Source organism: Vibrio sp. N418 (genome assembly GCF_000222565.1).
GTDB lineage: Bacteria > Pseudomonadota > Gammaproteobacteria > Enterobacterales > Vibrionaceae > Vibrio > Vibrio scophthalmi.
Genome location: NZ_AFWD01000051.1, coordinates 13,696 through 28,785, shown reverse-complemented (window position 1 = coordinate 28,785; position 15,090 = coordinate 13,696). Strand labels below are relative to the sequence as shown.

The 15,090-nt window shown below is 44.4% G+C and carries 13 protein-coding genes; 4 read left to right on the top strand and 9 right to left on the bottom strand.

The window, feature by feature from the left end:
• Nucleotides 1-64: 64 nt before the first annotated feature.
• The gene (locus RH86_RS10175) at nucleotides 65-781 is read left to right on the top strand and encodes a class I SAM-dependent methyltransferase (protein ID WP_009386101.1); all 717 of its coding nucleotides are present in this window, start codon (nucleotides 65-67) and stop codon (nucleotides 779-781) included.
• A gap of 109 nt (nucleotides 782-890) precedes the next feature.
• The gene (locus RH86_RS10170) at nucleotides 891-1,583 is read left to right on the top strand and encodes a pseudouridine synthase (protein ID WP_009386100.1); all 693 of its coding nucleotides are present in this window, start codon (nucleotides 891-893) and stop codon (nucleotides 1,581-1,583) included.
• A gap of 63 nt (nucleotides 1,584-1,646) precedes the next feature.
• Here the strand turns inward: RH86_RS10170 and RH86_RS10165 are convergent, their stop codons facing one another.
• From RH86_RS10165 to RH86_RS10155, 3 genes are all read right to left on the bottom strand, one after another.
• The gene (locus RH86_RS10165; RefSeq protein ID WP_005594887.1) at nucleotides 1,647-1,907 is read right to left on the bottom strand and encodes a hypothetical protein; all 261 of its coding nucleotides are present in this window, start codon (nucleotides 1,905-1,907) and stop codon (nucleotides 1,647-1,649) included.
• Between the two features lie 244 nt (nucleotides 1,908-2,151).
• On the bottom strand, nucleotides 2,152-2,808 hold the full coding sequence (locus RH86_RS10160; RefSeq protein WP_223296339.1) for a DUF2628 domain-containing protein: 657 nt from the start codon (nucleotides 2,806-2,808) through the stop codon (nucleotides 2,152-2,154).
• 226 nt (nucleotides 2,809-3,034) lie between these two features.
• The gene (locus RH86_RS10155; RefSeq protein ID WP_009386098.1) at nucleotides 3,035-3,382 is read right to left on the bottom strand and encodes a YajD family HNH nuclease; all 348 of its coding nucleotides are present in this window, start codon (nucleotides 3,380-3,382) and stop codon (nucleotides 3,035-3,037) included.
• Nucleotides 3,383-3,832: 450 nt separating this feature from the next.
• Between RH86_RS10155 and RH86_RS10150 the strand changes: the two genes are divergently transcribed.
• Both RH86_RS10150 and RH86_RS10145 read left to right on the top strand, forming a co-directional pair.
• Nucleotides 3,833-4,927, top strand: coding sequence for a NapC/NirT family cytochrome c (locus RH86_RS10150; RefSeq protein ID WP_009386097.1), 1,095 nt, complete (start codon nucleotides 3,833-3,835; stop codon nucleotides 4,925-4,927).
• 16 nt (nucleotides 4,928-4,943) lie between these two features.
• Nucleotides 4,944-7,391, top strand: a complete 2,448-nt coding sequence (locus RH86_RS10145; protein WP_009386096.1) for a molybdopterin guanine dinucleotide-containing S/N-oxide reductase — start codon at nucleotides 4,944-4,946, stop codon at nucleotides 7,389-7,391.
• A 105-nt stretch (nucleotides 7,392-7,496) separates the two neighbouring features.
• Here RH86_RS10145 and RH86_RS10140 read toward each other — a convergent pair whose 3' ends face one another.
• From RH86_RS10140 to fabV, 6 genes are all read right to left on the bottom strand, one after another.
• Complete coding sequence (locus RH86_RS10140; RefSeq protein WP_009386095.1) at nucleotides 7,497-8,438, bottom strand: Dyp-type peroxidase; 942 nt, start codon at nucleotides 8,436-8,438, stop codon at nucleotides 7,497-7,499.
• A gap of 216 nt (nucleotides 8,439-8,654) precedes the next feature.
• Nucleotides 8,655-9,938 (bottom strand): Nramp family divalent metal transporter, encoded by a 1,284-nt coding sequence (locus tag RH86_RS10135; RefSeq protein WP_009386094.1) that lies wholly within the window; start codon nucleotides 9,936-9,938, stop codon nucleotides 8,655-8,657.
• Between the two features lie 215 nt (nucleotides 9,939-10,153).
• Entirely contained in the window at nucleotides 10,154-11,416 is a 1,263-nt protein-coding gene (locus RH86_RS10130) for a hypothetical protein (RefSeq protein ID WP_009386093.1), read from the bottom strand.
• Between the two features lie 101 nt (nucleotides 11,417-11,517).
• Nucleotides 11,518-12,450: an alpha/beta hydrolase gene (locus tag RH86_RS10125; protein WP_009386092.1), complete on the bottom strand. Its 933-nt coding sequence runs from the start codon at nucleotides 12,448-12,450 to the stop codon at nucleotides 11,518-11,520.
• A 9-nt stretch (nucleotides 12,451-12,459) separates the two neighbouring features.
• Nucleotides 12,460-13,671: an MFS transporter gene (locus RH86_RS10120; RefSeq protein ID WP_009386091.1), complete on the bottom strand. Its 1,212-nt coding sequence runs from the start codon at nucleotides 13,669-13,671 to the stop codon at nucleotides 12,460-12,462.
• Between the two features lie 199 nt (nucleotides 13,672-13,870).
• Complete coding sequence (gene fabV / locus RH86_RS10115; protein ID WP_009386090.1) at nucleotides 13,871-15,073, bottom strand: enoyl-ACP reductase FabV; 1,203 nt, start codon at nucleotides 15,071-15,073, stop codon at nucleotides 13,871-13,873.
• Nucleotides 15,074-15,090 lie beyond the last annotated feature (17 nt).

Sequence of the window (15,090 nt, the reverse complement as noted above, 5' to 3'; positions counted from 1 at the left end):
TGAGCATCAACATGCGCAATCACAATTTTAGATTGCGCAATCACCCTACCTTTAGGATAAAAGCATGAGCGAAGAATACAATAGCGAAGTCTCAACTCACTACGCCGCTTATCGTCCGCCGATACATCGTCAGATCCTAGCGAAAGTATTACCATCAGATATTGTATTTCCAACCGGGCTCGACATTGGTTGTGGGACAGGGGTGTCGACACAAGCGCTGAGTGATTATTGTCAGCAGGTTGTTGGTATTGATCCTAGTGAAGCGATGCTCGCTCAGGCGACGTCTTGCGCTTCACTAAGCTATAAACTAGGTGACGGAGAGTCGATTCCCCAACACAACGATTCAATTGATATCGTGACGTTTGCTGGCTCTCTATACTACGCAAAATCTGACTTGTTGGTGCAGGAGCTATTACGAGTTTGTCGCCAGAATGCGCTTGTCGTTGCTTATGATTTTGAAGTACAGCTATCGGGTTTTATGCAACAGATAGGTGTCAATACGAGTGTGGATTTTTCTCAATATAACCACGCTGAAAATTTTACTGGTTTTAGTGAATTGCACGAAGTCAAAGTGCATCAAGGTCAGTTATGTTTATCAGTCAGTTCCGAGCAGTTAGCTCATGTCTTGTTCTCATCTCTACGTCGATACAAGGCCCTGACGGAAATGTTTGGAGTAAAAAACACATTTACTGTGGTTGTGAATTTACTCAATCAAATCAGTGCTGAGCACAAAATCATGGTTGATATTTATTATTCAACATACCAAATTAGTCGGGTTTAAATCGTTTACATTGCAGCACTGTTGAGACGAAACTGGGCAGTGCTTTATTGCTAATTGATAGAGAGTGGGGATAATGCTCGCCATCTCCTGTTAACCAATTAAACTTCTTATGCGCCTTGATAAATTCATTTGTAAAAGCACTCAACTGACCAAACTTCAAGCCCATCAAGCTATTCACCAAGGGGAAGTATGCGTTAACGGTGAAACCTCATTTAATGAAGCGATGCAGGTACATGAGAATAATATCGTTACGCTTAATGGTCTGCGTTTGCTTCCTCGTTCTTTTCGCTACATTTTGATGCATAAACCGGCCTGCACGATCTGTTCAAATATTGATGAGCTTTACCCGTCGTTATTTAATTATGTTGAGGTAGAGAATGTTTCTGAACTGCATATTGTCGGGCGTTTAGATGCCGATACAACCGGCTTGGTACTGATCACTGATGATGGTCGTTGGTCGTACAATATTACGGTTCCAACCAAAGAGTGCGAAAAAGTTTATCGTGTGGGTTTATCCCGCCCAATAGCGGAAGATGTTGAAGATCGCTTTAAACAAGGGATACACCTGCAAGGTGAAACGGAACTGACGCGACCAGCCAAATTAGAAGTTGTTGAGCCAAAAGAGGTGTTGCTAACCATTACCGAAGGTAAGTTTCATCAAGTGAAACGGATGTTTTCAGCGGTGGGCAATCGCGTCGTCTCTTTGCATCGGGAGAAAATCGGTAGGATTCAGTTGGATGTTGCCGAAGGGCAATGGCGTTACCTAACCGACGATGAAGTCGCGTCGTTTGGTGGTAAATAAAGGGCTTTTTAGTGTGTAATTTAACCCCTGCCCAAACCATTGTGGAGTGAGCAGGGTAAAAATTTAGTCTTCGTTTGGATCTACCATAAACGATTCTTCAATTCTTTTTAGCTCTTCTTGCTCTTTGAGTTTGAGTTCTTCTTGTAGAGCAGCTTTACGTTCATTCAGTGCTTTCTTTTCTGACTTAGTCAAAAACTTCACCGCTTTTTTATTCGTAAGCGCATACGCAACGATATCTTCACCTTTTTCGCGACGTTCACTCACTCGTTGTGAAAAACGTTCGTTATCACGCGCTTTGCGTTCAGCTGAACTTAATTTGCTCATGTTTTTATAACCTCATTAGATAATCAGGGCAGGACAAATTCACTGCCGTCAGGTAAACAAATGAGATGTCATTTATATAGCTGATGGGGCTATTTTAGCATAACCATTACCTGCAACGCCCGTGGTATGTGAGTTGATAGACCTAAGTGATGATATTAATCATGAACAGAAGTAAATAATTAAAAGGTATCAGAGTATTATACGTTTAGGCTAGGTAGCACATTAAGGTACTGCCATGAGTTGTTTACTCGTTTAGCAACGCACACAGACCTTGCTCGCCAAGGAACTCTACCTCTGAGGGCTGCGCGTAGATGCGGTTCAGCCCACATTTCACTTGTACCGCTTCTTTGGCATCAACCACTGCATCGGTGTAGTACTCGTGATCCAAGATAAAAGCCACAGAGCCAAAATTAAGGGCAACCGATGCCATGGCGCAGGTAATCACGCTGCTTTTTTTGTGGAAATAACTTGGCCAAGAGCGCCACATTATTTCACTGCACCGCACTTTACGATAATAATCTAAACTCGCCAGCATCGAGCAAAGAGCCCCTGGTCCAATCCAGTAAGTCGAATCGGGAATTTGAATTCCGACAAAGAAATCAATCAAGCCTAAAGCCATCGCCCACAACATTGTGAAGGTCAGGATCATCGCGCCTTTGTAATGCATTCCCTTGATGAAGTAATAGATAAATCCACCAAAGAATGCCCAAAGGTTGCTGGTTATGCTGTATTTCTCGCGCCACGTAAATTGTTTAAACGTGTCGGTTTTAACATAGGTGTCGCGGCCTTGGGTATCAGCATTGAGCTTTTCATACAGCTTAAAGCGGCGTTTCCATTTGTCACTGATATTAAGATCGTCGATGTTTTGCGGTTGTTCCGTCATTTCCTTCATTTCCGTCATAGTCGTTATCTAGCTTTTGTTGGGTGGAACCATTGGGTTGTGTGAGCACCTTTGTGCAGCAATGGTCATAATGCCATAAAATTTGATGGAAGGTTGAACAACTGACAACAATCTAATTGATTGATAATAAGATATTTTATCTTATAAATAGGATAATAAAAAAGCTTGCCCGTTTATAGGGAAAGCTTTTATTAAGAATGACGCTTTATGCAAGAAGCTCGGTCGATTATGACTTCTTCATCAATTTCGCGAGATCAGCAAATGGGTTATGCGTTGCGCCAACATGGTCATCAAGACGTGCAGTTGCTTCGACGCCGTAACGGTCATGATCAAGGTATTTCGAATGCTCATGGTCATGGCAATATAGGCACAAGAGTTCCCAGTTACTGCCATCTTCAGGGTTATTGGTATGGTCATGATCCACATGGTGAACGGTTAGTTCACGTAAGTTTGAGTAGACAAATTCACGAGCACATTTACCACAAACCCAAGGGTAAAGTTTTAACGCTTTTTCACGGTAACCTTGTTCTTGGCGAGCATACGCAGCGCTCGAACCATTGTAATCAGACGACATTTTTACAACCTAACGAGTTAATTTGACTTAGTCTGCCACAACAGAGTTCTAAAATGAAGAAGTGTTAATCTAGGTTCGAGACTCTCCAAGGTAGGCATTTTGTTTTAGTGCCTTAGTTGAGATTTAGACCCTTTGATATTCTCCTTAACATTTCGATATTATGCCGGATACAGTGCTTTTCCATAAAACTATCGCCAAGGACAAAGCCTTGAGTATATATCCAATTTATTGCTAGAACCTGACGAACACAACTCAATGAATCTTGCGGTGGAGCGATAGCGAACTATTGAGATTTCGCTTACTGACTAATTACAAAAGTAGGCTGGCATCTCATTTATGAGAGTTCCTATACATAGGAAATTTGAATTGTGATGACCGTTGTTTTTTTATACTCATAAAGTAGTAGATTTGCGATAAATCATTACATTTTATGTGGGTATATTGAAATTTATGTCATTAAAAAAGCGCTATGTTGCACTGCTTGTTGCTGCGGGGTGTGCTGTCGGATGGCTAACCTTAGGTGGCACTGCGGCTGTGATGCATTACACCTCTAGTACAGAGTTTTGTCTATCTTGTCACTCAATGCAGTTGCCTTATGAGGAGTATCAGGGTTCTGTTCACTTTTCTAACTCACGAGGCATTCGCGCTGAATGTGCCGACTGCCATATTCCTTCTGATCCTATCGATTACCTAATAACAAAAGTTCGCGCGACGAAAGATATTTACCATGAATTCGTAACCGGGAAAATCGATGATGAAGATAAATATGAACAGCATCGTTTAGCGATGGCAGAAACAGTTTGGGCTCAAATGAGAGAAAACGATTCTGCTACTTGTCGTTCATGCCACTCTTATGAAGCGATGGATACCTACGCTCAAAATGAAGAGTCGGTGAAAATGCACCAATACGGAATCGAAAACAACCAAACCTGTATCGACTGTCACAAAGGGATGGCGCACTTCGCTCCAGAGCCAGAAATGGATAGTGAAGCGTTTGATAATTTGATGGCGCAAACGGCCGCAACGGATGCTGCGGCGAAAGTTATCTACCCAATTCAAAATATCGAAATGGGTGATCTAGGTACGATCAATCCTACCGTTGCCCTTGAAGTGCTTTCTGCTGAAGGTACCAAGCGCCAAGTGAAATTAGCAGGCTACCAGATGAAAGGTGCCGAGCAAGTGATGTACATGGGGGAGGGGCAACGGGCCATTATTGCTAGCTTAACAGATCAAGGCCAAGCCGCCGTAGAGCACGGTGAATATCAAGCAGATGAATATGGTAATGAGTGGCGCAGTGCGTCATTAGTCGCCGAAATTGATGCGCCAGTTTTAGCTTCACAAAACCCTATTTGGGACTATGCCGAAGAACTAGATAATGTTTACTGCGCGACTTGTCACGCCAAGATACCTGCGAATCACTTCACTGTGAACGCTTGGGGACCAGTGGCGAAAGGCATGGGCGATCGAACGGACATCTCTTCGAGTGATTTAGAAATACTGACTAAATTCTTCCAGAACCACGCAAAAGATGTGGCTGGTCACTAATAACAAGGACAATCCTATGACTGAAATTACACGTCGCAGTTTTTTAAAAGGAACAGGTGCTACCGCAGGTGCGATGGCCATAACCTCTGTAACACCAATGTCTGCGATCGCTTCTGATAAGCGTGGTTCTGGTGTGCTAACTGCGGGCCGCATGGGCCCAATGTTATGTGAAGTAAAAGATGGCAAATTAGTGGAAACTAAAAATGCCTTAGCGCAAACCGTACACAACAGTCTACAAACAACGGGTCCTGACCAAGTTTATACTAAGGCCCGTGTTAAATACCCTATGGTGCGTAAAGGTTACTTAGCTAACCCTGCTCAGCCGCAAGGGGAGCGTGGCAGTGATGAGTTTGTACGTGTTTCTTGGGATGAAGCGTACAAGCTGATTGATGCACAACATAAACGTATTCGTCAAACCTACGGCGCAGAATCGATTTTTGCTGGTTCATATGGTTGGCGTTCAAGTGGTGTGTTACACAAAGCGCAAACTTTACTTCAACGTTACATGAGTATGGCTGGTGGTTATTCAGGGCATTTAGGTGATTACTCAACCGGTGCTGCGCAAGTTATCATGCCGCACGTAATGGGCTCAATCGAAGTGTACGAACAGCAAACTACCTATCCTGTTGTACTAGAAAGTAGTGATGTAGTGGTACTTTGGGGCCTAAACCCAATGAATACCTTGAAAATCGCATGGAGTTCTTCAGACTGTGCGGGCCTTGAATTCTTCCATCAATTGAAAAAATCAGGCAAGACAGTTATCGCTATCGACCCAATGCGTTCAGAAACCATTGAGTTCTTTGGTGATAATGCACAGTGGATTGCTCCGCACCCAATGACTGATGTTGCTTTGATGCTAGGTATTGCGCATACATTGGTTAAACAAGGTAAACACGATAAAGAATTCTTGGCTAAATACACAACCGGTTACGATGTGTTTGAAGCTTATCTAATGGGTAAAGAAGATGGTGTAGAGAAATCGGCAGAGTGGGCGGCGCCAATCACTGGCGTACCTGCGAAACAGATTGAACTATTGGCTGATATCTTTAGCAAAAATCGCACTATGCTCATGGCAGGCTGGGGTATTCAGCGTCAGCAATATGGTGAACAACGTCATTGGATGTTAGTAACGCTTGCATCGATGTTAGGTCAAATCGGTTTGCCTGGTGGTGGCTTTGGTTTGTCTTACCATTATTCAAATGGTGGTAACCCATCTCGTGATGCTGCGATTCTTCCTGCAATATCTGCGTCTATCGGTGGTGGTTCTTCTGCAGGTAACGACTGGGCAGTGTCAGGCTCGGTGAATGCTTTCCCGGTTGCACGTATCGTGGAAGCGCTTGAGAATCCAGGCAAGCAATTCCATCACAACGGGCATACATTGACCTTCCCAGATATTAAGATGATTTGGTGGGCGGGCGGTGCAAACTTTACGCATCACCAAGATACCAACCGTTTGATCAAAGCATGGCAAAAACCAGAATTGATTGTTATCTCAGAGCCATACTGGACTGCCGCAGCGAAGCATGCTGACATAGTATTGCCGATAACTACCTCTTTTGAACGCAATGACTTAACCATGACTGGTGACTACAGTAACCAGCACTTAGTTCCGATGAAGAAAGTGGTCGAGCCACAAGGTGAAGCACGTAGTGACTTTGATGTGTTTGCTGATATGTCAGAATTATTGAATCCGGGTGGTAAAGCGGTATTTACTGAAGATAAAGACGAAATGGCTTGGCTAAAAGGCTTTTACGATTCAGCACAAAAAGCGGGCCGTTCTGCGCGTATTCGCATGCCTAACTTCGGTAAGTTCTGGGATGATAACCAGTTAATTGAAATGAAGTTCAATAAAAAAGCGGCTGAGTTTGTACGTCACGCAGAGTTCCGAAAAGATCCAGTGATGAACCCGCTAGGCACGCCAAGTGGTAAGATCGAAATCTTCTCTAAAACTATTGAAGGATATAAGTTAGAAGATTGTCCTCCACACCCAACTTGGATGGAGCCAGTTGAGTACAATGGGAATGCGAAAGAGGGCGAGCTTCAGCTTATGACTGCCCACTCAGCAGACCGTCTGCATAGCCAATTTAACTACGCTAAACTGCGTGAAAACTACGCTATCGCAAACCGTGAGCCAATTTCGATTAATACAGAAGATGCAAAAGCGCGTGGTATTCAAACGGGTGACTTAGTCCGTGCGTTTAACGACCGTGGCCAAGTATTGGTGGGAGCATTAGTGACGGACGGTATTAAACAAGGTTCGGTATGTATCCACGAAGGTGGTTGGCCAGACTTAGATAAGAAAACGGGGATCTGTAAGAACGGTGGTTGTAACGTTCTAACATTGGATATTCCAACGTCACGTCTTGCTAATGGTTGTGCGGCTAACTCTTCGTTAGTTCGTATTGAGAAATATACGGGTGTTGCTCCAGAACTTACGGCGTTTATGCCACCACAAAGCGCATAAATTGTCTCTAAAAGACTAATGGTTAACATTAGATTTAAAAGGCCTAGCTCTATAAGCTAGGCCTTTGTTTTAGTCCGATACAATGAATTGTTTGCGCGAAAATACCTATTCGTCGTCAAATAGCTCCATTGCGGTTTGCGATAGCACAAAATAGTTGGCGCCTGATTTCGCATCAACAAAATCTAATAAGCGGTCGTAGTCACCGTTCTCATCGGCGTACATCATTTGACGCAGAGAGGTTTCAATTACATTGGAGTCAGCAGCAAAGCCGATAAACATGGTGCCATGTTCGAGGGCATTACCAAAAGGTCGATTCTGACGCAGCATTTTGATCTCTTGGTCATCAATCACCACTTTGCTTTTGTTGTTGTGAGCCCATGCAGGTTTCTCATCGTCATCGAGCTCAATATTATCGAACTTAGTACGACCAATGACTTGCTCTTGGTAGTGTTGCGGCTGCTCATGCCAAGACATTTCTCTGTCTACGTAGCGCTGTACGGTGAGGTAGCTACCGCCAAGGTGGATTTCAGCTTCATCTTGTACTAAAACAGCATTCACACGCGCTTGGTGTTTTGGATTCTCTGTTCCATCAACAAAATCAATCAAGTCACGGTTGTCTAAATATTTGAAGCCTTGTATATCTTCAACCAGCTCTGCGGAATCTTTAAAGGCCGCTAAAAGATATTTAGCGGCTTGGTAGTTCAAATCAATACGCTCTGATTTGATCATTAGAAAGATGTCGCCGGCGGTACTAGGAAAATGGCGCTCGCCATCTTTCATTTCGGTAAATGTAGTGAGGTGTTTAGGCATGACAACATCAGGCAGCGCAGTAGCCCATGCATTTTTAGCAATACCGACGGTAATACTCAAATTTGCACTGGGATCTTTTTGAGAAATGGATTTTTCAATACCAGAGATTTGTGAAAGGGCATCTTGAATCGATTCGGTGTCAGCGGTACTTTTGAGGACAAAAGTAAGGTACTCAGCAAATGTAGAAGGATCCGATAGCACACCCATTTGTGCCCGTTCTGCAATGTTATTTGTCATATAAGAAGCCTTTATAATCATCCGTTCCTAAACATCATTTCATTTCTTTCAAGTTCTTTAAAAGAATGAATCTCTTAAAGAACTATATACCAAACTTCTTCATTGGGTATTACTGCATGCTTAAATTGCAGTGATCAATGGTTACTTGAATCTCACGGGCGATAAAGATACAGACTGGTTTACGGTTGCTGTTGCTTGTTCGGGATAGTCATTTGTTCATAGCAGTAAATGGTTAACCAGACTCCATAGTAGATAGCCGTTCAAAGTCAGGACCAATAAGACGATAATCCCGCCGATAAGTGATATCACAGCATGGTTGCGAAAGCGCCCCATAATATGATGATTACTGGTAAATATAAGCAAAGGAACAATCGCCAAAGCGACGCCAAAACTCAGCACAACTTGGCTGGCAACGAGAATATCTGTCGTGCTGATACCTAAAGCGATAAAACCAAAGGCCGGTAACATTGTAATGACGCGTCTGACCCACATTGGGATACTAAAATGAACAAACCCTTGCATGACCACTTGTCCAGCGAGTGTTCCGACAACCGTTGAAGAGAGCCCAGACGCAATGAGGGATAAACCAAACAGCAATGCAGCGCCCTTGCCAAGTAGCGGGGTAAGGGTTTGGTAGGCCGTTTCAATACTGGCGATGTCGCTGCGCCCTGTGTGATGGAACACCGCAGCAGCCATTGCGATGATGGCTATATTGACAAATCCGGCAATCGTCATGGCAATGAGCACATCAACTCGTGTCATTTTAAGCCTCTGTAATATGGAATGGCTGGTAGAGGCACTAAATAGCGCTGAGTGTAGATAAACAACATGTGGCATCACGGTCGCACCAAGTATGGCTGCCGCAAGGTAAACTTGTTTAGGGTCGTTAAGGGTTGGAAAAATTAAACCTGTCGCTAGTGGTGTCACTTCTGGCTTTGCCATCATCAGTTCCACGACGTAAATGACAGCAACAAAGATCAGTAAAATACCTATAAAAATCTCTAGTGGTTTTTGGCTTTTACGACCCAGAGTCAGGATTGCCAGACTCAAGAGAGCGGTAATGGCAGCGCCTTCAAATAAGCTTACTCCTAACAACAATTGAAAACCTACCGCAGCACCAATGAACTCGGCTAAATCAGTCGCCATTGCGATGACCTCCGCTTGAATCCAATAAGGCACTACCGCCCAACGTGGTAAATTATCGCGCAGATGTTCAGCCAGATTTTTTCCCGTTACGATGCCAAGTTTGGCGGACAAGTACTGAATCAGCATCGCCATTAAGTTGGCCCATAATACAACCCAAAGCAGTTGATACCCAAAGGAAGAACCAGCTTCAATGTTGGTCGCGAAGTTTCCAGGGTCGATATAGCCGATGGCAGCTATAAAAGCAGGGCCAATTAGACGTCGGCTGTTACCTTTTAACCGCATCTGCTTGGTTGATGTGGCAAGCGAGGAAGCAATAACAGTGGCATTAGCAGAAGGTGATGTAAGCGCGCTCATAGCGGGTGTCCAGATATTGAGATAAGACGAATCTACGCCTGACAATTTGAAGAAGCTAATTCGTAATAACTATTAGTCTGATAGTGAGCAGCGATGATGAATTGAACGGTATGCGTTTTGATTTGAACGAGAGGTTGGACTTTAAATAAATGAGCGAGCTTTTAGGCTCGCTCATTGGATATTGCTTTCAGGAAGTGGGGGAGGTTTCCTAACGTCTAGTTGTACTTAATATTCACCATTGCCATCACCGCCAGATCATCAATATCTTTATCAGCCCAGCTCATCTGCACGGTAAAATCCGTGAATTTGCTCCATTGATATTGTGTGCTGAGATCTAAGAAGGTGGCTTCTAAATCGGTATCACTACCGAGGTTGTGGTCAATATTCATTTGGCCGCCAGCAAATTTAATGTTCCACAGATCAGAGGCTTGCCAATCGATGCGTGCCGCATAGAGTTGACCATCGTTATTCTCATGACCTAAACCACCAAAGAACTGACGTGAAATAGGATTAGGATCGTTACGGTCATTGTTGTTAATCAGGCCAGAATAGGTATCAAAACCTCGTCCGACTAAACCACCATCTACAAAACCAATGGCTTGTGCTTGCAGCTTTACGGTAGGCGTTAACTGATAGCTTGTTTCAACAAAACCAGCAAAGCCATCGGCCCCCCATGTTGTGTGATAGCCATTTTTATCGGTAGAGTCTGATAAAATAACGTTTGCGGCGGCTTTTACTGAAAAGTCATTCATTACTACGTTGACGAAAGGCGAGATGTTATGGAAGTAATCGATACCATAACCTGCTTGTGGAATACCGGTAGACGAATCACCAATATTACCTTCACCACCGTCAAAGTAGGCCCAAAGCATGCCCCAGTCGACGATGCCGTGGCTACCCACAGCGGCGAGTGCGTACATATGCACATCATCATAAACATCTAGGTCCGTTGCGTATTCACTTTCCGCAAAACGTAAATCATAGATGCCGAGTAAGCTAATTTGATCATCGTTGCCATATTGGTAGGACTTCATTGCCAATAAACGATCACGGCGGTCGTTTTCAATATTAAAACCGTAGGCCCAATCGGCACGTTGGCGACCCGCGCGAAGCACTAAACCTTGGTCTGCATATTGTACAAAGCCGAGATCGATTGATAGGCCGTCTGAGTTGCTACCATCGGTATAGTTAGTGCCAGCGCCACCGCTGTGTCGACGGTCTCCTGACCAATCATAATAACCTTGCCAGCGTGTGTTGATCGACCAACCGTCAGAGAGAATGAGATTGGTTTTTACGCGAAATCGACTGGTATAACCGTTGCTGCTTTCCTCACCTGAGGCATCGATAGCGTGGCCACGTACATAGGCGTCCATTCCCCAGTCTAATTTGATGTCATCATTGAGCTCAACAACAGCGGCGTGGGTAGCAAAAGACGAACAAAGCCCCGCCACCGTTAAAAATAACGTCTGCGCTTTCATATTCATTTCCGTGTAAATAGGGTGCTTACTTCAGGGAGTTACCCATTAGAGGGTCAGAAGTAAGCACCAAGTTATAAGAGGGTACTTATTTAGGTGTGTGCTTAATTTAGGAATGCACTGATTTTTTGGTAAACGGTATCGCACTCTTCTTTGACCAGATCTTCCATATTTAGGAAGGTATGGATCATGTCATTGAAGTGGTAGTGCTCAACATGTGCACCTGCACTTTGTGCCATCTCAGCGTAAGCAATGCCCTCGTCACGCAGTGGGCAGAATTCTGCAGTCATCATCAATGTCGCTGGTAATTGTGCCGACATTGGTTGATACAGTGGTGATGCTTCGCGGCGATCTTCGTTGTTATGGAAGTAATTGTCGAAGTACCAAGCAATCTTACCTTTTTGCAGTAGGTAGCCCGTCGCGTTTTCTTCCATTGACGCACTGTCCATCGTGTAATCGAGGCTAGGGTAAAGCATGACTTGCTTGGCAATGTTCACCTTGTCGTCGAATTGCGCTTTAGCACTCACCGTCGCCACTAAAGCGCCACCACCCGAATCACCAGCAATCGATAGCGTTGGCAAGTAGTTCAACTCTCGGCCATCTAGCGTTGCCCATAGGTTGCTAACCACTGTGTATGCGTCAATGACGCCAGCAGGGTAAGGGCACTCAGGTGCAAGGCGGTAATCTACAGCAACAACAATGTGTTTAGTCGCGAGCGCTAGCTTACGACAGATAGGGTCGTAAACCGTTACGCTACCCGCCATATGACCGCCGCCATGGTAGTAGACTAATACTGGGAGCGCAGTTTCTGGTTCTGGGTGATAGATACGCACTGGAACGTTGTAAGCTTCACCGATGACCAAGTCATCTTGTACCCATGCGACGGCAGGGGTATCGGTCACTAAACCTTTAGTTAAATTCGCTAAACCTTCACGAGCATTGGTCGCCGTTGGTTTAAATCCATTTTCAATTAATTGGCCCACAGCAATGTTAAAGTTCTCTAACCATGCTTGTAATTTTGGACTTACTTGGCGCATAACGTCTCCTTAAGCAGTTTTGGTTGTTGTATTTGTAGTTGTATCTAGCTCAGGTTTCTTACCCGTTTCAGGCAAGAAGAAGCTCGCAAGGAAGAATGTTGAAGAACAGATAACAGCGAACGTTGCGGCGTAAGCAATATTACCCGTTGTATCAGCGAGTACGCCTGCAAAGTACATTAGAACTGTCTCAATCATGTATGAGATAGACCAAAACATACCAAAGATTACCGTAATGCGAGCAGGGGTCATGTTTGGCAACTCTTGTGGTAGGGTTACCAGTGCTGTCATCGGCATGAACATGAAGAAGCCAGCCATAAACGCAGCAGCGTAAGCGATAGCGGCGTTGCTGGTGGTGATCATCACAGCAGCGAATAGCGTCATTGCCAAACCACAGCCACGGATAACAGGTACACGTAGTGGGTAGCGTTTAACAATCATGATACCGGCAATCGTGCCCACCATACCTGCGCCAATCATGATTGAAGAAAGGTATTTAGCTTCGGCTGCAAATGTTGGGACTAATGGGAAAAGCGCAAAAACAGAGATGTAGCAGAACAGAAGACCAGAATAAGCAATCGGTAGCCACCAGTTTACTGACTCTTTTACGCCATCTTTTAGCGTGTAAGTCACTTGTGGTTTGTCACCTGTCGAGCTTGTAGATAGTGAGAAGTCGTCACTAACGAACCACCACACCACAAGAACTGCGAGGCTGACAGCAGAGATAGCTAAGATAACATTCTGCCAATTGCCTAAAGTAGAAAGTAGTGAACCGGTGAATAGTAAGGCAAGCAGGTTACCTGTGTTGAATGCTGCCGCGTTGATGCCGTTGATCATTGGGCGCTCTTCAGCATTAAAGTAGTTAATCACGATTGGGTTGAAGTAAACAATGGCGAATGCACCACCAAAACCCATCACCAAGCGAGAAACCACATACAGAGAGTAATTTCCGGCAAATACGCCAGCTGCACCTGCAGCGATTAATAGTGAAGCAATCGCAAAGGCTTTCTTTGGCCCCATCTTAACCAGTAGCCAAGCTGCTGCGAGGTTACCAATAATTTTGGCGATAGTAATGGCATTGTTCATCCATGTGGCGGCGGCCATGCCTTCAATATCGTAGAAGGCCATGATGTTTGGCGTCATCATAGAACCAGCAACCCAAGACATAGCAAAGAGGGCGTAGGTGAGAAATATCGTTATTTCAATAAGATGCTTCTTGTTCATATTATGTACCTTGTAGGGTGATACTTGAATTATTTTTCATCCTTATAATACCCTATAAAAAGTGCGGTATTATCCTGAATTTGCAAGAATGAATTGTGTGAAGTCAGTCGGGTGATTTTTGTTAAGTTCTTATAAATCAATTGAATACAAAAGAAGCCCTGCCAAAAAGGTAGAGCTTCAATCAATGGCTATGACGCATTTATGGTGTTAATAATGCCAATTCTTGCATATTGACCGGTGCGGAATAATCCACCTCTGAAAAGCCAAATCCATTCAGTTGCATAAAGTCGAGCTTATAGCCTTGATAATCCCCAATTTGTTGGAAGTTATCATTATCCATTGTCGCCATCATTGCTTTGACTTCAGATTGTGTTTGCTCTTCTAATTCCCAGTCGTCGATACGAATGAGTCGTGCGTCATCAACAGGTACTGCAGTAAAACTACTGTAAAGACGTTGAGCGAATAGACGTTGCATTTGCTCAATACAACCCTCGTGCGTGCCTTTTTCTTTCATCACTTTAAACAGTGAAAGAATGTAAGGTGAAAATGCAGGGATGAAGACGCTGGCTTTGGTGACAAGCGCTTTACAGACAGAGACATAAGCCTCGCCACCAATGGCGCCGAGTTGCTCATTGAGTGTGTCTGCAGTGTTATGCAGGTGTGCTTTCGCACGGCCAAGCGTGCCTTGATGATAAATCGGGTAGGTAACCTCTGGACCAACATAAGAGTAAGCAACGGTTTTGCACCCTTGAGCTAATACGCCCGCATCAGACAGCATGTTGATCCAACTTTGCCAATCTTCACCGCCCATCACTTTGATGGTGGCATCCAGTTCTGCCTCTGAGGCGGTCTCGACTTGCATGGTTTCAAGCGCATCCATCTCAATGTTGATGGTTGGCCCTGAAACAGGCTCACCGACGGTTTTGATGGATGAGCGCCATAGCTCGCCCGTTTCTGGATTGGGACGAACACCAGTTGCTAGGCTATAAACCACCAAGTCGACTGAGCCACCAAATTCATTTTGAATGTAGTCCAAAACATCCTGGCGAGTGTGTGCAGAGAAAGCGTCACCAACAAAGTTTTTAGCAATCAAGCCTTGTTTTTCAGCTTCTTGACGGAAGTAAATGTTGTTATACCAACCCGCGGTACCCACGCCTTTATCACTTGGGCCACGTTCAAACGATACCCCAATAGTGTCGGCATTTGAGCCGCCAAAAGCGAGGCTAATACGTGAAGCCAAACCAAAACCAGAAGATGCCCCAAGAATCAGTACTTTTTTTGGACCACCTTGGATAGCGGGTGCATTTTTTACGTAGTCGATTTGGTTTAATACCGCTTGACGGCAACCGATAGGGTGGGCTGAACGCGCAACCACACCTTGAACAATAGGTTCAATAATCATAACAATACCTTATTTAT

Coding starts and splice junctions, on each gene's coding strand:
- RH86_RS10175 (WP_009386101.1), top strand. CDS start 65: ATGAGCGAAGAATACAATAGCGAAGTCTCAACTCACTACGCCGCTTAT.
- RH86_RS10170 (WP_009386100.1), top strand. CDS start 891: ATGCGCCTTGATAAATTCATTTGTAAAAGCACTCAACTGACCAAACTT.
- RH86_RS10165 (WP_005594887.1), bottom strand. CDS start 1,907: ATGAGCAAATTAAGTTCAGCTGAACGCAAAGCGCGTGATAACGAACGT.
- RH86_RS10160 (WP_223296339.1), bottom strand. CDS start 2,808: ATGACGGAAATGAAGGAAATGACGGAACAACCGCAAAACATCGACGAT.
- RH86_RS10155 (WP_009386098.1), bottom strand. CDS start 3,382: ATGTCGTCTGATTACAATGGTTCGAGCGCTGCGTATGCTCGCCAAGAA.
- RH86_RS10150 (WP_009386097.1), top strand. CDS start 3,833: ATGTCATTAAAAAAGCGCTATGTTGCACTGCTTGTTGCTGCGGGGTGT.
- RH86_RS10145 (WP_009386096.1), top strand. CDS start 4,944: ATGACTGAAATTACACGTCGCAGTTTTTTAAAAGGAACAGGTGCTACC.
- RH86_RS10140 (WP_009386095.1), bottom strand. CDS start 8,438: ATGACAAATAACATTGCAGAACGGGCACAAATGGGTGTGCTATCGGAT.
- RH86_RS10135 (WP_009386094.1), bottom strand. CDS start 9,938: ATGAGCGCGCTTACATCACCTTCTGCTAATGCCACTGTTATTGCTTCC.
- RH86_RS10130 (WP_009386093.1), bottom strand. CDS start 11,416: ATGAAAGCGCAGACGTTATTTTTAACGGTGGCGGGGCTTTGTTCGTCT.
- RH86_RS10125 (WP_009386092.1), bottom strand. CDS start 12,450: ATGCGCCAAGTAAGTCCAAAATTACAAGCATGGTTAGAGAACTTTAAC.
- RH86_RS10120 (WP_009386091.1), bottom strand. CDS start 13,671: ATGAACAAGAAGCATCTTATTGAAATAACGATATTTCTCACCTACGCC.
- fabV (WP_009386090.1), bottom strand. CDS start 15,073: ATGATTATTGAACCTATTGTTCAAGGTGTGGTTGCGCGTTCAGCCCAC.